This window comes from Pseudophaeobacter sp. TrK17, assembly GCF_042192375.1.
Taxonomy (GTDB): domain Bacteria; phylum Pseudomonadota; class Alphaproteobacteria; order Rhodobacterales; family Rhodobacteraceae; genus Pseudophaeobacter.
In genome coordinates this window covers 2,500,468-2,522,661 of record NZ_CP071700.1, presented here as the reverse complement: position 1 = coordinate 2,522,661, position 22,194 = coordinate 2,500,468, and the positions used below count along the sequence as shown (strand labels likewise).

25 protein-coding genes are annotated in these 22,194 nt (G+C 57.9%); 12 read left to right on the top strand and 13 right to left on the bottom strand.

Features of this window, described 5'->3' with window-relative positions; translation table 11 throughout:
* Positions 1–70 precede the first annotated feature (70 nt).
* Both JZI28_RS11895 and parE read right to left on the bottom strand, forming a co-directional pair.
* Complete coding sequence (locus JZI28_RS11895; protein WP_375697730.1) at positions 71–760, bottom strand: DUF2971 domain-containing protein; 690 nt, start codon at positions 758–760, stop codon at positions 71–73.
* A 13-nt stretch (positions 761–773) separates the two neighbouring features.
* Entirely contained in the window at positions 774–2,732 is a 1,959-nt protein-coding gene (gene parE, locus JZI28_RS11890; RefSeq protein WP_375697729.1) for a DNA topoisomerase IV subunit B, read from the bottom strand.
* Between the two features lie 277 nt (positions 2,733–3,009).
* On the opposite strand from parE, the gene JZI28_RS11885 reads away from it, so the two are divergent.
* Positions 3,010–3,618: a carboxymuconolactone decarboxylase family protein gene (locus tag JZI28_RS11885; protein ID WP_375697728.1), complete on the top strand. Its 609-nt coding sequence runs from the start codon at positions 3,010–3,012 to the stop codon at positions 3,616–3,618.
* Between the two features lie 32 nt (positions 3,619–3,650).
* Here JZI28_RS11885 and JZI28_RS11880 read toward each other — a convergent pair whose 3' ends face one another.
* On the bottom strand, positions 3,651–4,520 hold the full coding sequence (locus JZI28_RS11880) for an alpha/beta fold hydrolase (protein ID WP_375697727.1): 870 nt from the start codon (positions 4,518–4,520) through the stop codon (positions 3,651–3,653).
* 211 nt (positions 4,521–4,731) lie between these two features.
* On the opposite strand from JZI28_RS11880, the gene ppk2 reads away from it, so the two are divergent.
* Positions 4,732–5,655 carry a polyphosphate kinase 2 gene (ppk2, locus tag JZI28_RS11875; protein WP_297340892.1) on the top strand — a complete coding sequence of 308 codons (924 nt, stop codon included), beginning with the start codon at positions 4,732–4,734 and terminating at the stop codon, positions 5,653–5,655.
* 106 nt (positions 5,656–5,761) lie between these two features.
* On the top strand, positions 5,762–7,156 hold the full coding sequence (locus JZI28_RS11870) for an MATE family efflux transporter (protein ID WP_375697726.1): 1,395 nt from the start codon (positions 5,762–5,764) through the stop codon (positions 7,154–7,156).
* Between the two features lie 44 nt (positions 7,157–7,200).
* On the opposite strand, the gene JZI28_RS11865 is transcribed toward JZI28_RS11870, so the two are convergent.
* Entirely contained in the window at positions 7,201–7,614 is a 414-nt protein-coding gene (locus tag JZI28_RS11865; protein WP_375697725.1) for a hypothetical protein, read from the bottom strand.
* 18 nt (positions 7,615–7,632) lie between these two features.
* Positions 7,633–8,835 carry a pyridoxal phosphate-dependent aminotransferase gene (locus tag JZI28_RS11860; protein ID WP_295448635.1) on the bottom strand — a complete coding sequence of 401 codons (1,203 nt, stop codon included), beginning with the start codon at positions 8,833–8,835 and terminating at the stop codon, positions 7,633–7,635.
* Between the two features lie 99 nt (positions 8,836–8,934).
* Between JZI28_RS11860 and JZI28_RS11855 the strand changes: the two genes are divergently transcribed.
* From JZI28_RS11855 to JZI28_RS11845, 3 genes are all read left to right on the top strand, one after another.
* Positions 8,935–9,336 (top strand): helix-turn-helix domain-containing protein, encoded by a 402-nt coding sequence (locus JZI28_RS11855; protein WP_375697724.1) that lies wholly within the window; start codon positions 8,935–8,937, stop codon positions 9,334–9,336.
* Between the two features lie 10 nt (positions 9,337–9,346).
* A complete protein-coding gene (locus JZI28_RS11850) occupies positions 9,347–9,616 on the top strand; it encodes a succinate dehydrogenase assembly factor 2 (RefSeq protein WP_295448641.1) in 270 nt (89 codons plus the stop codon).
* Positions 9,617–9,687: 71 nt separating this feature from the next.
* Positions 9,688–10,185, top strand: a complete 498-nt coding sequence (locus JZI28_RS11845; protein WP_172684845.1) for a MarR family winged helix-turn-helix transcriptional regulator — start codon at positions 9,688–9,690, stop codon at positions 10,183–10,185.
* 254 nt (positions 10,186–10,439) lie between these two features.
* Here JZI28_RS11845 and JZI28_RS11840 read toward each other — a convergent pair whose 3' ends face one another.
* Positions 10,440–10,868 carry a VOC family protein gene (locus JZI28_RS11840; RefSeq protein WP_375697723.1) on the bottom strand — a complete coding sequence of 143 codons (429 nt, stop codon included), beginning with the start codon at positions 10,866–10,868 and terminating at the stop codon, positions 10,440–10,442.
* Positions 10,869–11,189: 321 nt separating this feature from the next.
* On the opposite strand from JZI28_RS11840, the gene JZI28_RS11835 reads away from it, so the two are divergent.
* On the top strand, positions 11,190–12,023 hold the full coding sequence (locus tag JZI28_RS11835; protein WP_295448649.1) for a thymidylate synthase: 834 nt from the start codon (positions 11,190–11,192) through the stop codon (positions 12,021–12,023).
* A 90-nt stretch (positions 12,024–12,113) separates the two neighbouring features.
* Positions 12,114–12,602, top strand: a complete 489-nt coding sequence (locus tag JZI28_RS11830) for a dihydrofolate reductase (RefSeq protein ID WP_375697722.1) — start codon at positions 12,114–12,116, stop codon at positions 12,600–12,602.
* A 187-nt stretch (positions 12,603–12,789) separates the two neighbouring features.
* Here the strand turns inward: JZI28_RS11830 and JZI28_RS11825 are convergent, their stop codons facing one another.
* Positions 12,790–13,008, bottom strand: coding sequence for a cold-shock protein (locus tag JZI28_RS11825; protein ID WP_295448655.1), 219 nt, complete (start codon positions 13,006–13,008; stop codon positions 12,790–12,792).
* Between the two features lie 231 nt (positions 13,009–13,239).
* Here JZI28_RS11825 and JZI28_RS11820 point away from each other — a divergent pair, with 231 nt between their 5' ends.
* Positions 13,240–13,557 carry an arsenate reductase family protein gene (locus JZI28_RS11820; RefSeq protein WP_375697721.1) on the top strand — a complete coding sequence of 106 codons (318 nt, stop codon included), beginning with the start codon at positions 13,240–13,242 and terminating at the stop codon, positions 13,555–13,557.
* 89 nt (positions 13,558–13,646) lie between these two features.
* Here JZI28_RS11820 and JZI28_RS11815 read toward each other — a convergent pair whose 3' ends face one another.
* The 6 genes from JZI28_RS11815 to JZI28_RS11790 form a co-directional block, all read right to left on the bottom strand.
* Complete coding sequence (locus JZI28_RS11815; protein WP_375697720.1) at positions 13,647–14,210, bottom strand: DoxX family membrane protein; 564 nt, start codon at positions 14,208–14,210, stop codon at positions 13,647–13,649.
* A 4-nt stretch (positions 14,211–14,214) separates the two neighbouring features.
* The gene (locus JZI28_RS11810; RefSeq protein WP_375697719.1) at positions 14,215–15,000 is read right to left on the bottom strand and encodes a putative DNA-binding domain-containing protein; all 786 of its coding nucleotides are present in this window, start codon (positions 14,998–15,000) and stop codon (positions 14,215–14,217) included.
* Entirely contained in the window at positions 14,997–15,887 is an 891-nt protein-coding gene (locus tag JZI28_RS11805) for a DUF692 family multinuclear iron-containing protein (RefSeq protein WP_375697718.1), read from the bottom strand. Before JZI28_RS11805 ends, JZI28_RS11810 begins: the two co-directional genes overlap by 4 nt.
* 207 nt (positions 15,888–16,094) lie before the next feature.
* Positions 16,095–16,400, bottom strand: coding sequence for a DUF2282 domain-containing protein (locus tag JZI28_RS11800; protein ID WP_295448670.1), 306 nt, complete (start codon positions 16,398–16,400; stop codon positions 16,095–16,097).
* A 234-nt stretch (positions 16,401–16,634) separates the two neighbouring features.
* On the bottom strand, positions 16,635–18,581 hold the full coding sequence (thrS, locus tag JZI28_RS11795) for a threonine--tRNA ligase (RefSeq protein ID WP_348151301.1): 1,947 nt from the start codon (positions 18,579–18,581) through the stop codon (positions 16,635–16,637).
* A gap of 205 nt (positions 18,582–18,786) precedes the next feature.
* A complete protein-coding gene (locus JZI28_RS11790) occupies positions 18,787–19,794 on the bottom strand; it encodes a DUF4105 domain-containing protein (RefSeq protein WP_375697717.1) in 1,008 nt (335 codons plus the stop codon).
* Between the two features lie 193 nt (positions 19,795–19,987).
* Here JZI28_RS11790 and JZI28_RS11785 point away from each other — a divergent pair, with 193 nt between their 5' ends.
* The 3 genes from JZI28_RS11785 to JZI28_RS11775 all read left to right on the top strand — a co-directional run bounded on the left by JZI28_RS11785 (position 19,988) and on the right by JZI28_RS11775 (position 22,167).
* Complete coding sequence (locus tag JZI28_RS11785) at positions 19,988–20,728, top strand: alpha/beta fold hydrolase (RefSeq protein ID WP_375697716.1); 741 nt, start codon at positions 19,988–19,990, stop codon at positions 20,726–20,728.
* A gap of 70 nt (positions 20,729–20,798) precedes the next feature.
* A complete protein-coding gene (locus tag JZI28_RS11780) occupies positions 20,799–21,224 on the top strand; it encodes a VOC family protein (protein ID WP_375700096.1) in 426 nt (141 codons plus the stop codon).
* Between the two features lie 199 nt (positions 21,225–21,423).
* A complete protein-coding gene (locus JZI28_RS11775) occupies positions 21,424–22,167 on the top strand; it encodes an alpha/beta fold hydrolase (RefSeq protein ID WP_375697715.1) in 744 nt (247 codons plus the stop codon).
* The last annotated feature ends 27 nt before the right edge of the window (positions 22,168–22,194 follow it).

Sequence of the window (22,194 nt, the reverse complement as noted above, 5' to 3'; positions counted from 1 at the left end):
GAAGGCGCTTCACGCCTCCCCAAGGTCAGGCGCGGGCCTTGTGTTGGGGGAGGCGTACGGTGAAGCATGTCTATTTCTTCATCTGTTCAAGGTTCTGCTCAACGATTTTGTATTCGCGAAACGAAGCTCGCGCAGTTCGAACAACAACATCGTCGTTAGTATTTAAGGTCGATTTGATATCAGAAGAAGATACTCTGGATTTGGCGCCGATAATCACTTCCTTAAGCTGAAGTTCGTCACCAAATGGAAGAAAGAAGTCTTTTTCCCCGTTTTCTTTTGAGGCGATTTCGTCTTGAGTTAGGGAGCAGTATACACGCCACTCCCGTTCATAACCCCAGACAGTACTCTTAGTGCTCTTTGCAAATTCAAGTTCTGCATTTAGCGCTAGCTGATTACGAAGAGCAGTTCGGTTGAAAGGCTTAAGTTTGTTAACGTAGCGAATTTTCAGTAGCGCTTCACTTTTTTGCGGTTCGACGTCAAATCCGTAGCATACTCCATAATGGTTTTCTGAATAATGGCCCCACATAGCCGGACAGCGCCAGTCGTGCGAAAAGCATACAAAGCCTTGTTGCTTCGCATGTGCTTTTATTTGTCTTTTCCACTCTCGTCGTAGTGTACGTCCAGTGGCATCATCTCCGAAGTCAAATGGTGTCAGCTCGAAGATATCATTAACTTTATCAGCAAACGAGATTTTTATGTGGCGCTCTCGAAGGTTTTCGAGAGCGAATTTGGAACCTGTAAAATAATAAAGCCTGGGCAATCTCTTTTAACTCCTAAACGTCCAGCTCCTCCACAAACCTGGCGTTCTCCTGAATATACTGATAGCGCAGCTCGGGTTTTTTGCCCATCAGGCGTTCGACCAGATCACCGGTTTCGCCGGGTTCGTCCTCATCTATGGTCACCCGGATCAGTTTCCGCGTGCTGGGGTCCATGGTGGTCTCTTTCAGGTCCTTGGCGTCCATCTCGCCCAGGCCTTTAAAACGGCTCACGTCGATCTTGCCCTTACCGCCCAGACCCTTTTCCAGCCACAGATCGCGCTCGGCTTCGTCCAGGCAATAGACGCGCTTGGCGCCTTGGGTCAGTCGGAACAGCGGCGGGCAGGCGAGGTACAGATGACCGCCATCAATCAAGGGCCGCATCTGGGTGAAAAAGAACGTCATCAGGAGGGAGGCAATATGGGCACCGTCAACATCCGCATCAGTCATGATGATGATTTTGTCATAGCGCAGATCATCCAGCACAAATTTGCTGCCCAATCCAACACCCAAAGCCTCGCAGAGATCATTGATCTCGGCGTTTGAGCCCAGCTTGTTGGAGGCCGCGCCCAATACGTTGAGGATCTTGCCCTTCAGCGGCAGCAGCGCTTGATTGACCCGGTTGCGCGCGCCCTTGCCAGAGCCCCCCGCAGAGTCGCCCTCGACGATGAACAGCTCTGTACCCACGCGGTCCTTGGAGGTGCAATCCGTCAGCTTGCCCGGCAGGCGCAGTTTCTTGGTGGCCGATTTACGCTGGGTCTCTTTCTCCTGCTTGCGGCGCAGGCGTTCCTCGGCGCGCAGCACCAGAAAATCGAGGATGGCGCCAGCAGATTTGGTATCTGCCGCCAGCCAGTTGTCAAAATGGTCGCGGACCGAGTTTTCCACCATCTTGGCAGCGCTCTCGGTCGACAAACGATCCTTGGTCTGGCCAACAAAGGCAGGGTCAGCGATGAAACAAGACACCAACCCACAGCCCCCCGCCATCAGGTCGTCGCGGGTAATGCTGGCAGCCTTCTTGTTGCCGACCAGCTCACCATAGGCCTTGATACCTTTCAAAATGGCAGCCCAGAAGCCCGCCACATGGGTGCCACCCTCGGGCGTGGGGACGGTGTTACAGTAGCTTTGGGTGAAACCATCGCGTGAGGGCGTCCAGTTGATCGCCCATTCCACATAGCCCGGCTCGCCAAATTTCTCGCGGAACTCCACCTTGCCGGCAAAGGGCGCATCTGCATAGACCGAGGCCTTGCCCAGCACCTCTGTCAGATAATCCTTGAGCCCGCCGGGGAAGTGGAAGGTGGCCTCGACCGGGGTTTCCTTGTCGTCTATCTCTGATTTCCAGCGGATCTCCACGCCCGAGAACAGATAGGCCTTGGAGCGCACCAGGGTGAACAGGCGCTTGGGCTTGAACCGATGTGAGCCAAAGATCTGCTCATCCGCATGAAAGGTGACAAAGGTGCCGCGTTTGTTGGGCGCTGCGCCGACCTTTTCAACCGGACCCAGAGGCAGGCCACGGGAAAACCGTTGTTCAAACAGTTCTTTGTTCTTGGCGACCTGAACCACCAGACTATCTGACAGGGCGTTCACCACCGAAGAGCCAACCCCGTGCAGACCGCCGGAAGTCTGATAGGCCTTGCCAGAGAATTTCCCCCCCGCGTGCAGGGTGCACAGGATCACTTCCAGCGCGGATTTATCCGGGAACTTGGGGTGCGGATCAATTGGAATGCCGCGGCCATTGTCGGAAATGGTGACCGAATGATCCGCATGCAGGGTGACTTCGATGCGGTTGGCATGACCCGCGACCGCTTCGTCCATCGAGTTGTCGAGGATTTCTGCCACCATATGGTGCAGTGCGCGCTCATCCGTGCCGCCGATATACATGCCGGGGCGCTGGCGAACCGGTTCCAGCCCTTCCAGCACTTCGATTGAGGAGGCGTCATAGATTTCGTCGGCGGGCGTGCTGAGAAGGTCGTTTGCCATTGGCGGGAGCTGCTCTTTGGTTTGTTTTGGTTGCGGCTATTATGTCAGGTGTTGTGGTGTTGCGAAAGAGGCCCGCTAGGGGCTGTGGATAACCAAGCCTCCCAGAGACCACCACAGACAGCCAAAGACACGGGCCGACAGGCCAGAGGTCGGCTCTTGATCAACCGCTCGCGCAAAGGTGACAGGCCGTGGTGGATTTTTGCTTTCCCTTTTGGATTGCCCGGCTAGGGTCTGCTCCCTAACGTGCAGGAAAAGCTGAACAGGGGAAGAAAAAGGCATGGCATGGATCAAGACAGTTCCGTTCGAGGCGGCAACCGGCAAGCTGAAAAAGCTGTATGAGCGGGTCACGGGACCTAACAACAATGTCGACAACATCATGATGGCCCATAGCCTGCGGCCCCATTCGATGGAGGGCCATATGGCGCTCTATAAAAATGTGCTGCACCATACTGGCAACAAAATCCCCAAGTGGTTTCTTGAGGTGCTGGGCGTCTGGGTCTCGTCCTTGAACAACTGTGACTACTGCGTTGAGCATCATTTTGCCGGCCTTCAGCGGCTGTTGGCGGATGCGGATCGTGGTCAGGCCATTCGCGCCGCGATCGAAGCGCGCGATCCGGCGGTAGCGCCTCTGGATATGGCACAACAGGCCGCCATGCATTATGCGCGCAAGCTGACAGAGGCCCCGGCCAGCCTGGTTGAGGCAGACATAGAAGCCCTGCGTCAGGTGGGATATGACGACGGCGAAATTCTTGAGATCAACCAGGTCAGCGCCTATTTTTCCTATGCCAACCGAACGGTTCTGGGGCTTGGCTGTTCAACCAAGGGCGACGATCTGGGGCTTAGCCCCAACAATTCGGAAAACCCGGATGACTGGGGCCATACCTAGGGGTGCGAAAGCGACTTATGCGACGCCTTGGGTCAGGGGTTCCAGTTAAGAATAGCCTCGGCCAGGTCTTTGGGTTTTTGATGATGCAGCCAGTGATCACAGCCCGCAATCGTGATGCGGGTCAGCTGCGGCGCAAACTCTTCCAGCCCAAGGGTGGTTTCCGGCAACAAGGCGGTATCCCCATCCCCCCAGAGCAACAGGTGGGGCTGGGGCACCGTCAGGCGCGCAAGCGGTAGTGCTGGCATGGCAATGGGCTGCCCGGGTTTGGCGACCTGTAGCGGTGAGGCGCGATACCAGTTGACCATGGCCTGCAGCCGACCCGGGCGCGCCCATTCCGCTTTGTAGGCGTGCAACCGTGCGCCAGAGAGCCAGGACATATCCATATGGGTTGCAAACAGGGCCTGCAGTTTCTCAAACCCATTGGCGCTCAGCTCGGCTTCTACCCCTGGTTGGCGCAGCCAGGGAATATATTGCGACGCGGCTGACTGCTCGCCGCCACTGGCCAGGGCCCGCTGAAACGGCACCGGGTGTACACCATTGGCGATAATCAGACGGTGGACAAGATGCGGATGAAACATCGCCAGCCCATAGGCGATTGCGGCGCCCCAATCGTGACCGAACACCGTCACCGGCCCCTGCTCGGCGCCAATCAGCGCAACCATATCGCCAATCAGACTTGAGGCGGCGTAGTTCCCGACGCCATCAGGAGCCCAGCTCTGGCCATATCCGCGCTGGTCGGGGGCAATACAGTGGAAATGTTGACTGAGATGGCTTGCGGTTTCCGCCCAGGCCCCACCGTATTCCGGGAACCCGTGCAACAGTAACAGACGGGGCAGGGCGGGGTCGCCCCAGCGGCGAACAAAAAAGGGCTGCCCCTGGAGGCTTTCGATGGCGCTGTGCATGTGGTGTCCTCCTGCGATGAAAGACAAGGCTGCGGCCAGAGCCTTTTGCAATCAAGCCAACCGTTGCGTCACCAGGTGCGGCAAGACTGCTTTGAAATGCACTCCATATGACAGTTTCTTGACACAGGTCAGCGCGTGGATGCGCTGGGGCATATAACATCGCCTCAAACAGCGTCACTCGAACAGAGTAAATGAGTAAAAGGGAACACTGATGACAGAAACCACTGGAAATTCGCCAAGTGCTGCGACCCTCGCAGAGGCCCCGCAGGCGGCGGCCGTTAGCCATCCCTCACCGGAAGATATCCGCCGGGTCTTTGAAAGTGGGCGCTATCCCTACAAGCGTAAGATGTCGCGTCGGACCTATGAGGCCGAGAAGGCCCGCCTGCAGGCAGAGCTGTTGAAAGTTCAGATCTGGGCGCAGGACACGGGTCAGAAATTCGCCATGGTGTTTGAAGGGCGTGATGCTGCGGGCAAGGGGGGGACGATCAAACGCTTTACCGAACACCTGAACCCGCGCTCGGCCCGGGTTGTTGCCTTGAATAAACCCACCGACGAAGAGCGTGGCCAGTGGTACTTCCAACGCTATATCAATCACCTGCCTACCAATGGTGAAATTGTTCTCTATGACCGCTCTTGGTACAATCGGGCAGGCGTCGAGCGGGTCATGGGCTTTTGTGAGCCGGATGAGTACCTCGAGTTCATGCGCCAGACACCTGAGCTGGAGCGGATGTTGGTGCGGTCTGGGGTGCGGCTTTATAAATACTGGTTCTCGGTCACTCAGGCCGAACAGCGGCGCCGGTTCCAATCCCGCGAAACGGATCCGCTGAAACAGTGGAAGCTGTCACCAATCGACAAAGCCAGCCTTGGCAAATGGGATGACTACACCGAGGCCAAGGAGGCGATGTTCTTTTACACAGACACCGCAGACGCGCCCTGGACCGTGGTCAAATCCAACTGCAAGAAACGAGCGCGCCTGAATTGCATGCGCCATTTCCTGAGCACAGTGGACTACCCGGGCAAAGACCCCTCAATCGCCCAGGCCCCTGATCCACTGATCGTGGGCCAGGCGCATCATGTGATTCATCGGTCCGATCACATCCTGGGTAAGGCTCTGCATCCAGACGCAAAAGCGTGATACACGGAGTGCGATAGCGCCCCCAGTCTGGGGGCGTTATTGGGGTGGTATTGCGCGCAGCACTGTCGGTACTTGCCGGGGGCGCAGTACCTGCTAAGACTGCCCTATGATAGATCAATCCAGCACTCATCTTACCACATCCACAATGACCAAAGGCGGCCACCTGCGGGCTGTGTCTTTGCTTGGTTTTCCGTTGGTTGGCGGTCACGTGGCGCAATATGCCATTGGCATGACGGATTCGCTCATGCTGGGCTGGTACGGGGCCGAGGCTCTGGCGGCGGTGACACTGGCCGGATCCTATTTCTTTGTGTTTTTCCTGATGGGTGCAGGATTCGCCTTTGCGGTAATGCCTCTGGTGGCCGCCGCTGCCGGGGCCGGGGAAGAGCGCCAGATCCGCCGCGCCACCCGCATGGGGCTGTGGCTGTCGCTGCTTTATGCTGTGGCGGCGATGCCGGTGCTGCTGTTTTCAGAATATATCTTGTTGGCGCTGGGACAAAATCCAGAAGTGGCAGGACCGGCCTCTGCCTATCTGCAATTGGCGGGGTGGGGGCTGTTTCCGGCGTTGCTGGTCATGGTGTTGAAATCTTATCTGGCAGCGCTGGAGCGCACGCAGATCGTGCTTTGGATCACCATTTTGGCCGCTGTGGTGAACGGGCTGGTGAACTATGCGCTGATTTTTGGCAACTGGGGCGCGCCAGAGCTGGGCATTGCCGGGGCGGCCTATGCCTCGATTGCGACGCAGTCGGTGTCCTTGCTGACAGTGGGAGCATACGCCCTGTGGGTGCTGCCCGAGCATGAACTGTTAAAGAATTTTCACCGCCCGGATTGGGAGATGTTTTTCCGGGTGTTTAAATTGGGCATGCCCATTGGTCTGACCAATCTAAGCGAAGTCAGCCTGTTTGCCGCCTCCGCCATGATGATGGGCTGGTTGGGAACCATCCCGCTGGCGGCCCATGGCGTGGCGATGACGCTGTCGGGGCTGACATTCATGGTGCATCTGGGCCTGAGCAATGCCGCCACTATTCGTGCCGGCAACGCCTATGGGCGCCGCGATCGCGCTCATATGGCGCTGGGCGCCCGGGTAGTGATTTTACTGTCGCTGGCCATGGCGCTGCTTGGCAGTGCGGCCTTTTTATTGGTCCCGGACCCGCTGATTTCGCTGTTTCTGGACCCCATGGACCCCAACAAGCCTGAAATCCTGATTGTTGGGGCCAGCCTCCTGGCGATGGCAGCCCTGTTTCAGCTGGCGGATGGCATGCAGGTGATTGCGCTGGGCTTGCTGCGCGGTGTGCAGGACACCAATTGGCCGATGGTGATTGCGGCGCTCAGCTATTGGGCGATTGGCGTTCCGGCCTCTTATCTCTTTGGCTTTACCTTTGGCTGGGGCGGCGTCGGGGTCTGGTCGGGGTTGGTGCTGTGGCTTTGCTTTGCCGGTGTCTTCCTGATGTCGCGCTTTTGGCGCCATTCCATCCTGCTGACAGAAGAAAAGCCTGCAGCGTAAATCGCCACAGTGATTTGCTAAAACGCCTGGGCGGGCTGCAGAGCTTAGTCGCCCTTTTGCCCCTTGATGAGCCGATCTGCCTTTTTTCGTACCAAGACGCTGCGCAGGTCATGCATGGTCAGCAACAGATCATCGGTGACAGCTTCGAGCTGTTCATCGGTGGCCTTGGTCTGGGCCCAGTGGGCGGTGAGGTTCAGGTGATCCACCGCCCGCTTGATGTCATCTATGTCCCGTGCGGCCAGGACTGCGCGCCGGTCTGCCATCCAGGATTTGATCGCCGCCAGATCCTGGTCTGACAGGGCGCGTCCGCCATGTGGCTTGATTTCGCCGTTGCGGATGTTGATGGCTGCAATCTGATCCATGTCGATGCGCCGCTGCCGGTTTTCGGTATCAACCCGAAACACAAAAGCACCGTTTTCACGCACGCGAAAGAAATACTCGGGCAGCGTTGCAGCCATCAGCTGGGATCCTTTGGCTTAGGTCAGGGAGGCGCAGAACGCGGCAATACGCGCGCAGGCCTCGGTGAGGGCTTCGTCCGAGGTGGCATAGCTGACCCGGAAATTTGGCGACAGGCCAAAGGCCGCGCCAAAGACCACCGCGACATCCGCCTCAGCCAAAAGTGCCGTGGCAAAGGCCTTGTCGTCCTCAATCACTGTGCCTTTGGGCGTTGTCTTGCCGATCAGACCTTTGATCGACGGATAGACATAAAAGGCGCCTTCTGGTGTGGGGCAGGTCACGCCGTCGATGGCGTTGAGAGCAGCCACCACCAGATCGCGGCGCCGTTTGAAGGCGACATTGTTGGTCGCGAGGAAATCCTGCGGGCCATTCAGCGCCTCAACCGCTGCCCATTGGCTGATCGAAGAGGGGTTGGAGGTTGACTGAGACTGGATCTTGCGCATGGCAGCAATCAAATGCTGGGGGCCTGCGGCATAGCCAATGCGCCAGCCGGTCATGGCATAGGCTTTGGACACTCCGTTGCAGGTCAGCGTGCGGTCATACAGACCGGGCTCCACCTGCGCTGGAGAGGTGAATTCGAACCCATCAAAGACCAGGTGTTCGTACATATCATCTGACATCACCCAGACGTGGGGATGGCGCATCAGCACATCTGTCAAGGCCTTCAACTCGGCGCGAGTATAGCCGGCACCGCTGGGGTTGGAGGGCGAGTTGAAGATGAACCATTTTGTATTGGGTGTTATCGCCGCTTCCAGCTGTGCGGGCGTCAGTTTGAAATCCGTTTCCAGGCTTGCCTCAACCGCGACAGGTGTGCCGCCGGCCAGCAGCACCATATCAGGATAGCTAACCCAGTAGGGGGCTGGAATGATCACCTCGTCGCCGGGATTAAGTGTCGCCATTAGCGCATTATACAGTGTTTGTTTGCCACCGGTCCCGACCGAGACCTGTGCCGGTTCATAGGACAGGCCGTTCTCGCGCTCAAATTTGGCGCAGATGGCCTGTTTCAGCTCGATGATGCCGTCAGGGGCGGTGTATTTTGTCTTGCCCGCAGCAATGGCGGCATTTGCGGCATCCTTGATGTTCTGCGGGGTGTCAAAATCTGGTTCACCCGCGCTCAGTCCAATCACATCCCGGCCAGCGGCTTTCAGCTCGGCAGCCATTGCAGTAATCGCAATCGTGGGCGACGGTTTTACACGCTCGAGGGTCTTGGAGAGGAAAGACATGGCTGCGGGTCCTTGTTTGAATGTTCTTGGTATCTGTCATAGGGTGCCACCAAATTGCGATCAAGCAGCATTGACAAAGAGCAGAAACGGAGATGGCAAATGTCTGACGAAACAACAGATTGGTTCGGACCAGAGGCAGCAACATTTGGCGATCGTGTCGCCGCCGCCCGCGAGGCCGCCGATATGACCCAGGCACAGCTGGCGCGACGCCTTGGGATCAAGAAATCCACTCTGATGGGCTGGGAACAGGATCTGTCTGAACCACGCGCAAACAAGCTGTCGATGGTATCGGGGCTGTTGAATGTCTCGATGTCCTGGTTGCTGACCGGCGAGGGCGAAGGGATGTCGGAACCCGCAGATGTTGATCTTGCGGTGGGCGATTTCGCCGGTGTGCTGAATGAACTGCGCGCCCTGCGCAATGAGATGCGCAGCAATGCCGAACGCGCCGCACGGCTGGAAAAGAAGCTTCGCACACTGGTGCAGAGTGCCGGGTCTACGTGAGGCTGATTGGATGACTGAAACGACGGAATTGCACGAACATCGCCTCAAGCGTCTAAAGATGCGGTCCATGCGTCGCGGCATTAAAGAAATGGATATTCTGCTCACCGCCTATGCAGATGCCAACTTGCCTGCGATGGATGCGGCCAAGCTGGATCTCTATGATCAGATGCTGCACGAGAACGATCAGGATCTCTATCAGTGGGTGACAGGGCAGGTTGCTGCCCCCAGCTCTTATGAGGCTTTGATCAGGGAAGTCGCACAAACCCATCAAACTAAATAAAAAACCAGCTTAACGCATTTTTGGGGAATTTTCTGCATTCTCTCCTGAGCAAACTCGAGTCGGAGATGCGAATGAGTATGGAAATGCCAATCGGCCAGCAGGACCGCAAAGGGTTCATGACTGGTTACCTTGAAGCGCTGGCACTGGTGGAGCGACTGCACCGGCTGTTGTTGGATGTTATCAAGGATGAGTTCGAACGCGTCGGCGTTCTGGAAATAAACGCAGTGCAGGCGCTGCTCTTGTTCAACGTTGGTGACAATGAAGTCACCGCCGGTGAGCTCAAGAGCCGTGGCTATTATCAGGGCAGCAATGTCAGCTACAATCTGAAAAAGCTGGTTGAGCTGGACTATATGCACCATCAGCGCTGCGAGATTGATCGCCGGTCTGTTCGGGTTCGCCTGACGCCACGCGGTCGCGAGATCCGCGATATCGTCGCGGGCCTCTTTGCACGCCACGCCGAAGGCCTAGAGGGCAAGGATGTTATCAGCCGCGAAGGCATCGCTGACATCACAAGCTCGCTGAAGCGTGTGGAACGGTATTGGTCGGATCAGATCCGCTATATCTATTAAAAACAGATCTTTGGGGGCGAAAGCTCCCTGAGAAAAGACCTGGGTGGGCAAGAAATGCACCGCCCATATCCAGATAATCCTGATTCGGCTGAACACCAGTCGCATCTAGACTTGAAGAATTCGGGTTCGCTATAAAACGCACCGCAAAGTCCTAACCGGACTGGCGGTGCGTTCTTATATCTGCCTGCCTGTTATCGCAGAGGCAGAACGCCGGGGCTGGTACTGCCTGTGGCCGGTTTTACCAGTGGCCTGTCTTACCAGTGGCCTGTGTTTGCCATGCTGGACCAGGGCTCTGCTGGCTCCAGGGCCTCGCCATTTTGCAGCAGCTCGATTGAGATATTGTCGGGCGAGCGAATAAAGGCCATGCGCCCGTCATGGGGGGGGCGGTTGATGGTGACGCTGTTGTCCTGCAAAAACTGGCAGGTTTCATAGATATTATCGACCCCATAGGCCAGGTGGCCAAAGTGACGGCTGTCACTCGGCAGGCCCTCGTCGCCATCCCAGTTATAAGTTAGCTCAACCGGGGTTTCTTCCTGACCGGGGGCGGCCAGATAGAGCAGGGTGAAACGGCCCTTTTCGCTGTCGTAGCGCCGGGTTTCGCGCAGTCCCAGAAGTTCATAAAATGCTCTGGATTTTTCCAGGTCTTTCACCCGAACCATTACGTGCAAATAAGTAAGCGCCATGTGCGAGGTTCCTTGATCGTTTGACATCTCCTCGCCCAAGGTGTGAGGCGAAGATTTTTCGGAGAGTTTATTTTGCTTGGTACAACTTGCCCGCACTATAGGCCAGATCCAATCGATTCGCAGGGCCGGAAGGCTTGGAGTTTCCACATCTAGGCGCCAGGACGTGAAGGCAGAACGGTGGTCATCGCTGCCTCTAGCGCCCTATGTGTACTGCATGACTGTGCAGCTGATGCCAATCCGCCGCGACGCATCGGCTTGTTATTTGGGGTCACTCCCCGCTATGACTGCAGGACAGGCATCGAGTGTCAAAGAGGGATCACTGTGCAGCAATATCACGCGGCCTTGCGCCAAATTCTGGAAACCGGGGTGCCCAGCAGCGATCGCACTGGCACTGGTACGATCTCTTGTTTTGGTATGCAGACACGATACCCTCTGGCGGATGGTTTTCCGCTGGTGACCACCAAAAAGCTGCATCTGCGCTCAATCATACATGAGCTTTTGTGGTTCCTGTCCGGTGATACCAATATCAAGTATCTCAAAGACAATGGGGTCTCGATCTGGGACGAATGGGCTGATGAAAACGGTGACCTCGGGCCGGTTTATGGCCACCAGTGGCGCAGCTTTCCAAAACTGGAGCTGGTGCCCGGCACCACCGGGGATGAGCCGCTCTATCGCGCTGGTTCGGTTGATCAGATCGCCGACCTGGTAGAGATGATCAAAACCAGCCCAGACAGCCGCCGTCTGATTGTTTCCGCCTGGAACCCTGGCGATGTGCCGGATATGGCGCTGCCGCCCTGCCATACGCTGTGGCAGGTGCGGGTGCTGGGCGGCAAGCTGCACCTGCAACTGTATCAGCGTTCGGCGGATATGTTTCTTGGGGTGCCCTTCAATATTGCCTCCTACGCCTTGTTGCAGGTGATGCTGGCCCATGTGACGGGCTATGAGCCGGGGGACTTTGTCCACAGTTTTGGCGATGCGCATATCTATTCAAATCATCAGGACCAGGTGGCACTACAGCTGTCGCGCAGCCCTAAGCCGCTGCCACAGATCCGGATCAAACGGCAGGTCTCGTCGATTTTTGATTTTACCTATGATGATTTTGAGGTCCTGAACTATGATCCCGATCCGGGCATCAAGGCCCCCGTCGCTGTGTAAAACTGCTCGTCAGGCGCCGTTCGCCTTTTGTCGTTTCATCCACCCCCACCCCCACCGCAGGCGGGGCCCTGTTTCAAGGCAGACCGTAGAATGATTACCCTGATTGTTGCCCGCGACCGGAATGGTGCCATTGGCAAGGACAATACCATTCCCTGGCATGCCCCCGAGGATCTTAAGGCTTTTCAGCGTGAAACCCTTGGCGGGGCTATCGTCATGGGGCGCAACACCTGGGACAGTCTGCCGTTCAAGCCTTTGAAAAACCGCCTGAACCTGGTGGTGTCTTCCAACCCCGAGGTAGCAGATGAGGTGCATGGCTCAGTCACTGAAGCCGTTGCAGCGGCCTATGCACAAGGCTATCGTCGGGTTTACGGGATTGGGGGCGCGGGGATTTACCGCGAAATGATGCAGATCGCTGATCGGCTGTTGATTACCGAGGTCGCGGTAGAGGTCGCGGGCGCAGATACGTTCTTTCCTGAGATACCAGAGGGTGAGTGGCAACGGCAGGGCGACACCCAGCTGCGCCCCGCAGATCCGGCCTGCGTCATGGTGGAATATCTGCGCATCCATTCTGGCCGCTAAGAGGGCGCTTTACCCGTTCCTGCCTAAGTCTTGACGGTCGGCTGGGAGGAGCGGATTTGAGCGTTGCTGAACGCAAGCTGCCTCCAAGCAACCGCTGAAGGGGCGCACTGTCGGCAACGCGCATGTGCAGAGGCTTGAACCAGCAGGCCGTGCGGTTGGGGCAAGGCCCCAGGGCGCGTCTCTCAGATTAGTTAGAGCTCTGAAGGGGTTTGATTTCTCCCGCCATTTGTCGGCCATCGCGTCCCTCGGTGAGCTCATAGTCAACTTTCATATTGTCAGCGAGACCAGTAAGGCCGGACCGCTCAACCTGAGAGATATGCACAAAGACGTCACTTCCGCCGCCGTCGGGTTCAATGAAGCCAAATCCTTTGGTTGTGTTAAACCATTTCACGGTGCCACTTGGCATTTCCCGTGTCTCCTTCTACTTATGTGTTGTTCTGGGGCAGCCCAGAGAATTTCGGGGTTTGCGACAGGCAGCCCATTGTTTTCAAACGTGGTCTGCTGACATGCAGGCCACACCAATGCCGACCTGTGTGTCAGCCCTGTTGCAACTGTTGCATGCAGGGAAAATAAATCAAGTGGCTATGGGTATTCTTCTTTAGATTGTGCTCATTGCCACGCTGAGGAAGGAAAATTGATGATCCTTTATGGCTTAAAGAACTGCGATACTTGTCGTAAGGCGTTGAAACAATTGCCTGACGCGCGCCTGGTGGATGTCCGAAGCGAAGGGGTGCCAACAGAGCTGTTGGCAGAGGCGCTGGCGCAGTTTGGCGACAAAGTGGTAAATACCCGGTCAACCACTTGGCGCGGGCTGAGCGAAGAGGAGCGCGTCGGCGCACCAATTGATCTGTTGCAACAGCATCCGACCTTGATGAAACGTCCATTGATACAGAGCGCTGATGGCCTGTTTCTGGGCTGGGACAAGGCAACACAGGCGGCCTTGCTGAAGGTGTGAAACTGCGGGGCTTTGGGGCGGTCGTGTTAAGACATAAAAAAGGCGCCGCTGCCGGGAGCAGGGCGCCTTTATTCGTGCTTTATGAAAGATTACATCGCCTCAGTTTCAAGGCGGCGCTTGATGATCCGGTCCAAGGACAGCGCACCTGCGCCTTTGATCACCAGAACGGCAAGAACAAAGACCCAGAACAGACGTTGATCCAGGATGATGCTATCCGGGAAGCGGTCGAACAGGGCGCCCAGGGTTTTTGCATCGGTGGCATTGTGGCCAATGACGTCGGTCAGCGACTGCACGATGACAAATCCGATCATTCCCAGCGCCGCCAAGCGGGTGAACAGGCCCAGCAGGATCAACAGGGGCAGGATGAATTCGGCATAGGTGCCTGCCAGAACAACCAGCTGATGAAAGATGCCGAATTGGGACACATCATATCCCGCGGCTTCGAGCTGTTTGGGAAAGATCTGGGAGTAGGCGCCAATAGACGGGCTGAACAGGCCCAAAATGCCGTCGCCCAGCTTGGTCAGGCCAGAGTTCCAATAGTAGAGCAGCAGAGTGGCGGCAAAGACAAAGCGTGCCGCCAGCGGCAGCACCCAGGTGCCAGCCTTTTCTACCAAGCCAAAAACGGCGTTATGAATGGTGACAAGTGCGTGCATGTTGTTACCCTTTGCTTTCTTCAAGTCCAGTGATTGCTCCGCCCTGCAACAACAGGGTGAGTGGGGAGCTGAGGTCAAAATCAGTATCTAGGTCCTGGGCTTGGCTGAGGGCCTCGCCAATGCTGGCCCCCCGCATCAAAGCCTCAATCCAGGTGGCATCCGCGGCGCTGGCCACCTGCGGCAGGGGGTCGAATTCGGGGCGGGTGATCACCACGGCCTCGGCGCCGGCCTGCGGTTTTGGCGCCTCTTCCTCGGTGTTGAAGCGCCAGATCGAATAGATCGGCCAGGGGGAGCGCAGCAGATGCAGCGCCGGGGCAAGACAAAGCCTGGTCTGCAACAGGCTCTGCTCTGACAGGCCAGCCAGCTGCAACGGGTCAATGGCTGTGGCATCGGCGGCGTGATAGGCGTGGCGCAGGGCCAGTTCCAGCCGGGCGACATCCCCAAGATATCCAAGATGATCCAGCTGCTGCATGCCTTCCAGAAAGGTCGGGAACTCAGCGCCATAGAACATCATCAGGGGCGAGCTGGGGGGATGGGCGCGCAGATAGAGACCGGATAACCCATCCATGTTTTTGCGCCCCAAAAGCTTGGCAATCACCGGAAAGGCGCTGTGCATGGCCTCGGTCAGCGAAACCGCGACATTATTGCGGTAAACGGAAAACCGCCGACCTGCCGCTTCTGCCGCCTGATCAACCAGCCCGGCGGGCACCGGCACGGCAGCATCCATCAGCGCTGTGATGAATTGGGCCTGATCGACCGCAGGTCCCTGGGGTTTGGTGGTTCTGCTCATGCCGGAACGTGCTGTGTTGCGGTGGCTGTGGTCGTGGTGGGGAGGCTGGCAAGGGCAAAGGCGGCGCGTTCCGCTTCGGCAGCCAGGGTGGGCCAGTCAGGAACATCTGTGTCCCATTCAATCAGCACTGGCTTGGGACCGGCGAGGTCAAGCGTGTAGTCCAGCAGGGACCAGACAGGATCGACCACGGCGTGGCCATGGCTGTCGATCAACAGCGGCCGTCCCTGATCATCGGTATCTTCGTCGTGCCCCCCAAGGTGGATTTCCCCCACCTTGTCCAAGGCAAAGGCATCAATATAGCCCTGCGGAGAGAACTCCAGATTGGTGGCCGAAACAAAGACATTGTTCACGTCCAGCAGCAATCCGCAGCCGGTGCGTTGGCTGATCTCAGCCAGAAAATCCGGCTCTGACCAGGTGCTCTCGGCAAAGGCGAGGTAGCTGGAGGGGTTTTCCAGCAGCATTGGGCGGCCGATCGCCTCTTGCAGCTGATCAATATGGCTGCAGACCCGGTCGAGCGTTGCATCGGTATAGGGCAGCGGCAGCAGGTCGTTGTAGAACTGTCCCTCATGGGTCGACCATGCGAGATGTTCTGAAAAGCTGGCTGGATTGAGCCAGCCCAGCAGGTGTTTCAAGCGGGCCAGGTGCTCTGGGTCCAGAGGGGCCTCTCCACCAATCGACAGACCAACACCGTGTACCGAGATGGCAAATTTTTCGGCCAGGTGGCGCAGCTGGGCCAGGGGCCGTCCGCCCGCGCCCATGTAGTTTTCGGCGTGAATCTCCAGCCACTGCACCGGGTCAGCCTGTTCCATGATCTCAGCAAAATGCTGCGGTTTGTAGCCTACGCCGGGGGCATTGGGCAGGGAGGGAGCGGTGCGGGGGTGAAGCATGGCAGATCTCATATCAGTCGGACCCGAACCGGACAGATCAGGTCAAAGCAGGAGGAGGTCAGGAAGAAACATTTGAGCAAACAGCCACATGCGATGGTCTGCAGAGGGTGTCAGGCAGGGGGCCCATTCGGACAGTCAGGCGGCGGATGAGGGAGCCAAGAGGCCAGCGTCGTCACCGGCCTCTTGGGGTTTGTTTAAAGCGCTGACTTATGCAGGCAGATCGCGCTCCAGGGCTTCCAGCGATCCGGTGCGCTTGGTGCCATCGGCGAGGTCGGGCAGTTCGACATCGGCACAGGTGCCCGCGTCGACCAGGGTCCAGGCGTTGCCCTGATAATCAACGGTCGAGCTGCCGGCGCAGGTTGTGCCGGGACCCGCGGCGCAGTCATTTTGACCGGCAAGGGATACACCATAGCACTTTTCCTTGGTGGCGGCGGCGGCAGGCATGGTGGCGGCTGCGGTCAGAGCGGCGGCTACGGCACTGGCAACGGCGAAAGATTTGGAAGTTTTCGACATATCATGAATTCCTTTTGTGTTGGTCTTGCGCTGTTTTATTCGCTGTCTTGTTGACACCAAAAACCTAACCCGATGTGAGGGAGAGTTTAAGTCACGAGAGCGTGTCTCACGGCTGCGTCAGCCTATGTGACAAAAGCATACAGTATAGGTGTCTGAAAATAAATGAAATTAGCGGAGTTCAAAGCAAAACGGCCCCCAGATGGGGGCCGCCAAATGCGCTTTTATGGGTAAATGTTACAAAAGGTCGGGCGCGGTCGCTTCGAGCTTTAGCGCCTTTGTAACATTTTCGAGACTGTCGACACGGGTCTGCTTTTCGCCAAGGCGGCGGATCGAGACGGTGCGCTCTTCCACTTCGCGATGACCAATGGCCAGAATCACCGGCACCTTGCCGAGGGAATGCTCGCGGACCTTGTAGTTGATCTTTTCATTGCGAATATCTGCCTCAGCCCGCACGCCTGCTGCCTGCAGCTCGGCTACGACCTCTTGCACATAGTCGTCCGCGTCCGAGGTAATGGAGGCGACAACAACCTGGCGCGGGGCCAGCCAGAACGGCAACTTGCCGGCATGTTCTTCGATCAGAATACCGATGAAACGCTCGAATGATCCCAGGGTGGCCCGGTGCAGCATCAGCGGGCGGTGCTTGTCGCCATCCTGACCAATATAGCTGGCGTCCAGACGCTCCGGCAGGTTGGGATCGATTTGCAGCGTGCCGCATTGCCAGTCGCGGCCAATGGCATCGGTGAGCACGAATTCGAGCTTTGGCCCGTAAAAGGCACCTTCGCCTTCCTGGATCTCGTAGTCATAGCCCGCCGCCTGAATACCCGCCGCAAGCGCCGCCTCGGCCTGATCCCAGCTTTCCTCGCTGCCGACCCGTTTTTCGGGACGGGTGGAGAGTTTGACGCGCCAAGTCTCAAATCCGAGGTCCTTGTAGACCTTGGCGAGGAAGGAGACAAATTCCTTGGTCTCGGATTCGACCTGATCCTCGGTACAGAAGATATGGCCGTCATCCTGGGTAAATCCACGCACCCGCATGATGCCATGCATGGCACCGGAGGGCTCGTAGCGGTTGCAGGAGCCGAATTCCGCCATGCGCAGGGGCAGGTCGCGGTAGGATTTCAGACCCTGGTTGAAGATCTGGATGTGGCAGGGGCAGTTCATCGGCTTGAGCGCATTCACTGCCTTTTCGCGGGCGTGGTCTTCGTCGACCTCAACGATGAACATGTTTTCCTGGTAGTTGTCCCAGTGGCCCGAGGCCTCCCACAGCTTGCGGTTCACCACCTGCGGGGTGTTGACCTCGACATAGCCGTGGCTGTCCTGCATGCGGCGCATGTAGTCCTGAAGCTGCGTGTAGACGCGCCAGCCATTGGGGTGCCAGAACACCATGCCGGGGGCTTCTTCCTGCATGTGAAACAGGTCCATTTCGCGGCCCAGCTTGCGGTGGTCGCGTTTGGCGGCCTCTTCCAGCATGGTGAGATGGGCCTTGAGTTTTTCCTTGCCGGTAAAGGCCACGCCGTAGATCCGTTGCAACATGGCGCGGTCGCTGTCACCGCGCCAGTAGGCGCCGGCGATCGACATCAGTTTGAAGGCATCCCCCGGCAGCTGCCCGGTGTGCTGCAGGTGCGGACCGCGGCACAGATCCTGCCAGTCGCCATGCCAATACATCCGCAAGGGCTCGTCGCCGGGAATGGCGTCGATAAGCTCGACCTTATAGGGCTCGTCATTGGCGGTGTAAAAATCAATGGCGCGCTGGCGCTCCCAGACCTCGGTCCGCACAGGCTCGCGTTTGTTGATGATTTCTTTCATCTTTTTCTCGATCACGCCGAGATCTTCCGGGGTGAAAGGCTCTGCCCGGTCAAAGTCATAGTACCAGCCGTTTTCAATGACCGGCCCAATGGTAACCTTGGTGTCGGGCCAAAGCTCCTGCACGGCGCGGGCCATGACATGGGCGAGATCGTGACGGATCAACTCATTCGCCTGGGGCTCATCCTTGAGGGTGTGCAGGGCAATGGCGGCGTCGGCCTGGATTGGCCACTGCAGGTCCCAGTGCTGATCGTCAAGGGTGGCTGAAATGGCCTTTTTCGCCAGCGAGGTGGAGATGTCGGCGGCAACTTCGGCGGCGGTGATGCCGGCCTCATAGCTGCGTGCGTTGCCATCGGGAAATGTGAGAGAGATTTGGGCCATGGTTTGGCTGCTCCTCGTCGGTTTGGCGCCCACTGAACGCCCGGTTGCGGGTTATGTGATGAGGCTGATTTCGCAGGTGCGCCTGGCCCTGTCAAGATCGGGATTGGCAAGAGTGAGGTCGGCAAGATGTGGAGCAACCAAAAGTCCGAGGGGGCAATTGAAACCCTGGGGGCTGGTTCGCCAAATCCTGGGCAGTATTCCTGGTTTATTTGTGCAGTGGGGAGGGCACGCCCCGGCGAATAATTTGGGAATAGTCGGGGGTGATGCCATGCGCCTGGGCACGCGCAGTGATGCGCCCCTTTTCGGTCAGCTCCTGCAGCGGCAGACGACTGTTGAGCACGCCAGCGTCATAGGCGTACTCAGGCAGGTAGCCATTGGCGATGACCCGCCAATCCAGAGGCACATCGCCCACAATTGTGCGGATCATTTGAAACACCACAGTGGTACAATTGGTAAAGAGCGAATTGTACCACTGGGGCTGTGCTGCCAGTTGGTTGGCAGCTGTCACATAGTGCAACAACAGGGCGCGGGCCTTTTGCGGGCTGGTGTTTGTGCGGTAGAGCTGGACATCTTCGCCCCGCGCGTTGGTGCGGGTGCCCAGCAGGTCGCGCTCATCTGCGGCGATTAGCGACAGGGTATTGGTTTTGAACATATCGGCCAGGGGAGAAAAGCCCCCACCGATCTGGCGGCGGACCTCCACGGACCAGGCGAGCTGTTCGCCATCGGCAAAGCCAAAGCTGATGATCATATGGGCGATGGTTTTGCCGGACCAATAGGACAGGAAGAGATCGACGCTTTCCAGCTGGTCGAGGTCGTAACTGCGGGTTTCCCAGTTGGCGTCAAAATCCGTCGGGCTGCGCCAGGTAAAGTTGCGGATGTTCTCCAGGGTGAGGGTTGAACCGCTGAGCTGCCCGGTGACCTGACGCTCCACATCTTTGGCCCAGTTTCGATCCGCAGGCGGCGTGATGCTGATCCACCAGGTGATCACCGCTGCCAGCGCCAGACAATAGGTGGCAAGGCCACGCAGTCGCCGGGGGCGGAAGAGGCCAAGGATCACGGCTAGCGCCAGCAGGGCAAACCCGGTGGCAATAATCAGGCGCGTGGCGGTGCCAAACGGCAGCCGGTACCACAGGGCCAGTGCGGCCCAGCATCCGGACAGGACAATCGTCAGGCAGAGCACAGCAAGGCCGCCGCGGTAAAATATCTGTGTCATAGTAGATCCTTGGAGGAGCCGCGAGCAGGGGCTGGCCATCTGCTGTAACCTAGAAGCTCTGGACCAAGGGGGCAAGGCTGGCGGTTGTCCGGTCTGGGGGCCCGTTTGGTGGCGAGGCTGTTTTGACAATTGCAGCCTTGCCCATTGCGTGACACATCTTGATCCGACAACACCAATGAGGGAGAGCACAGATATGGCGGCACCAAAGTTTCTGACCACCGAGCAGGGGCGCTCGATTGCCTATCACGCGCATGCCGGAGCGGGGGTGACGCTTGTCTTCCTTGGGGGGCTCAAATCTGACATGGAAGGAACCAAGGCAATCCATCTGGAGGCCTGGGCCAAGGCAGCTGGGCTCGGGTTTCTGCGGTTCGACTATTCTGGCCATGGTGAAAGCTCGGGGCGCTTTGAAGAGGGCTGCATTGGGGATTGGCATGAAGATACCATTGCGGCCGTCTCGGCTCTGACCACAGGGCCATTGCTGATTGTCGGCTCCTCCATGGGCGGCTGGCAGGCGCTGTTGCTGGCCAAGGTCATGCCGGAGCGTATTCAGGGCATGGTGACCGTGGCCGCGGCGCCTGATTTCACCGAAGACGGCTATTGGGCCAGCTTCAGTGCAGCACAGAAGGCTGACCTGGAGGCGCAGGGGTACGTTGAGCTGCCCAGCGACTACATGGAGCCATACCGCATCAGCAAACGCATGATCGAAGATGGGCGCAATCGACTGGTCCTGCGGCAGCCGCTGGACTTGCCCTTCCCGGTGCGCTGTTTGCAGGGGACGGCGGATACAGCCGTTTCGACGGACACCGCGCTGCGGCTTTTGCAGCACGCTTCCTGTGTGGACATGCGGCTAAACCTGGTGAAGGATGCGGATCATCGGTTTTCGGATGACGCCTGTCTGAAACTGATCGAAACATCCATATCCGAGTTGCTTTAGCCGGTTGTCCGTTGGGGCGGGTTCCAGGGACCGACTGCGCAATACTGAGTAGAAAGGAGAGATCATGACTATGGAACAACGGGTGAGTTTGATCACCCTCGGGGTGCCGGATGTGGAAAAGGCTGCCGCCTTTTATGCCGCGCTTGGCTGGCAGGCAGCTGACAGCCCGGATGGCGTGGTTGCTTTTGATCTGATCTCGCAGACGCTGGGGCTTTATCCTCTGGACAAACTGGCAGAGGACATCGGACTGCCGGTTGAGGCTCTGGGTACTGGTGCGATGACGCTCAGCCATAATACCCGCAGCCGCAAAGAGGTGGACGATTTGCTGGCGCTTGCCAAGGCGGCAGGCGGGGAAATTCTGCGTCCGGGCGGCGAGGTGTTTTGGGGCGGTTATATCGGCTATTTCAGAGCGCCCGATGGCCATATCTGGGAAGTGGCGCATAATCCGTTTTCACCGCTGGCCGACACTGGTGCCTTTCGCTGGAATGGCTACTGATTTTTGCTCGGCGGTGCCCCAACGCCATTGGGGGCTGCCGGAGATCTATGTTTGGTTGTAGAGCAGGAGGGGATTTCTCTTGCTCCCAAAGGCAAGTCACCGCAAGAGTGAGTGTGAAACGCGCGAGATTGATTTGACATTTCAGCGGCTATCCAAAGCAGAGAGTGTTTGCGGATCAACGCGATAAAGGTAGGACGGCATGGAACAAGCGGGGAATTGGGGGCGCGAGCCGGTGGTGTTTTTGCCGGGTATGATGTGTGATGCGCGGGTCTTTACGCCGCAGCTTCAGGCCCTGTCGGTACAGACTCCGGTTATGGTGGCTCCTCTGCATGGTGGGGCGCGCATTGACGATATTGCGACGCATATCCTGTCAATGCTACCCGCAAAATTTGCCTTGGTTGGCCTATCTATGGGCGGGATCGTGGCGCTGGAGATTTTGCGCCGTGCCCCGGAGCGGATCACCCGGCTTTGCCTGATGGCGACAACCCCATTGTCTGAAACGCCGGATCAGGCCGCCATGCGCGAGCCCTTGATCGTCAGTGCCCGTACCGGGGGGCTGGAAAAGGCGCTGCAGCTTTCCTTGCCGCCAGAGGTGCTGGCGCCGGGGGCGCGCCGGTTGGATATCCTCAATCTGGTGCGTGCGATGGGGCTGGATTTGGGGGCGGAGCTGTTTGTTGATCAAAGCCGGGCATTGCAGCGCCGGCTTGACCAACAGGCGACAGCACGGCGCTGTCGGGTACCGACGCTTATTCTTTGTGGGGAATATGACCGCCTGACGCCGGTCAAACGACATGAATTCCTGGCGGAGTTGATCCCTCATGCCAGGCTTGAAATCATTGCTGGCGCTGGGCATTTGCCAGGGCTGGAACAACCCGAAGCAGTCAATCGCGCACTGTCACAGTGGCTGGCTGCCCCGGCCAAGGCTGGCAGAAGCGGAGCCTGAGCTTTAACCGCCAACTTGAGAGGTGCC

Coding starts and splice junctions, on each gene's coding strand:
- parE (WP_375697729.1), bottom strand. CDS start 2,732: ATGGCAAACGACCTTCTCAGCACGCCCGCCGACGAAATCTATGACGCC.
- JZI28_RS11885 (WP_375697728.1), top strand. CDS start 3,010: ATGGCATGGATCAAGACAGTTCCGTTCGAGGCGGCAACCGGCAAGCTG.
- JZI28_RS11880 (WP_375697727.1), bottom strand. CDS start 4,520: ATGCACAGCGCCATCGAAAGCCTCCAGGGGCAGCCCTTTTTTGTTCGC.
- ppk2 (WP_297340892.1), top strand. CDS start 4,732: ATGACAGAAACCACTGGAAATTCGCCAAGTGCTGCGACCCTCGCAGAG.
- JZI28_RS11870 (WP_375697726.1), top strand. CDS start 5,762: ATGATAGATCAATCCAGCACTCATCTTACCACATCCACAATGACCAAA.
- JZI28_RS11865 (WP_375697725.1), bottom strand. CDS start 7,614: ATGGCTGCAACGCTGCCCGAGTATTTCTTTCGCGTGCGTGAAAACGGT.
- JZI28_RS11860 (WP_295448635.1), bottom strand. CDS start 8,835: ATGTCTTTCCTCTCCAAGACCCTCGAGCGTGTAAAACCGTCGCCCACG.
- JZI28_RS11855 (WP_375697724.1), top strand. CDS start 8,935: ATGTCTGACGAAACAACAGATTGGTTCGGACCAGAGGCAGCAACATTT.
- JZI28_RS11850 (WP_295448641.1), top strand. CDS start 9,347: ATGACTGAAACGACGGAATTGCACGAACATCGCCTCAAGCGTCTAAAG.
- JZI28_RS11845 (WP_172684845.1), top strand. CDS start 9,688: ATGAGTATGGAAATGCCAATCGGCCAGCAGGACCGCAAAGGGTTCATG.
- JZI28_RS11840 (WP_375697723.1), bottom strand. CDS start 10,868: ATGGCGCTTACTTATTTGCACGTAATGGTTCGGGTGAAAGACCTGGAA.
- JZI28_RS11830 (WP_375697722.1), top strand. CDS start 12,114: ATGATTACCCTGATTGTTGCCCGCGACCGGAATGGTGCCATTGGCAAG.
- JZI28_RS11825 (WP_295448655.1), bottom strand. CDS start 13,008: ATGCCAAGTGGCACCGTGAAATGGTTTAACACAACCAAAGGATTTGGC.
- JZI28_RS11820 (WP_375697721.1), top strand. CDS start 13,240: ATGATCCTTTATGGCTTAAAGAACTGCGATACTTGTCGTAAGGCGTTG.
- JZI28_RS11815 (WP_375697720.1), bottom strand. CDS start 14,210: ATGCACGCACTTGTCACCATTCATAACGCCGTTTTTGGCTTGGTAGAA.
- JZI28_RS11810 (WP_375697719.1), bottom strand. CDS start 15,000: ATGAGCAGAACCACCAAACCCCAGGGACCTGCGGTCGATCAGGCCCAA.
- JZI28_RS11805 (WP_375697718.1), bottom strand. CDS start 15,887: ATGCTTCACCCCCGCACCGCTCCCTCCCTGCCCAATGCCCCCGGCGTA.
- JZI28_RS11800 (WP_295448670.1), bottom strand. CDS start 16,400: ATGTCGAAAACTTCCAAATCTTTCGCCGTTGCCAGTGCCGTAGCCGCC.
- thrS (WP_348151301.1), bottom strand. CDS start 18,581: ATGGCCCAAATCTCTCTCACATTTCCCGATGGCAACGCACGCAGCTAT.
- JZI28_RS11790 (WP_375697717.1), bottom strand. CDS start 19,794: ATGACACAGATATTTTACCGCGGCGGCCTTGCTGTGCTCTGCCTGACG.
- JZI28_RS11785 (WP_375697716.1), top strand. CDS start 19,988: ATGGCGGCACCAAAGTTTCTGACCACCGAGCAGGGGCGCTCGATTGCC.
- JZI28_RS11780 (WP_375700096.1), top strand. CDS start 20,799: ATGGAACAACGGGTGAGTTTGATCACCCTCGGGGTGCCGGATGTGGAA.
- JZI28_RS11775 (WP_375697715.1), top strand. CDS start 21,424: ATGGAACAAGCGGGGAATTGGGGGCGCGAGCCGGTGGTGTTTTTGCCG.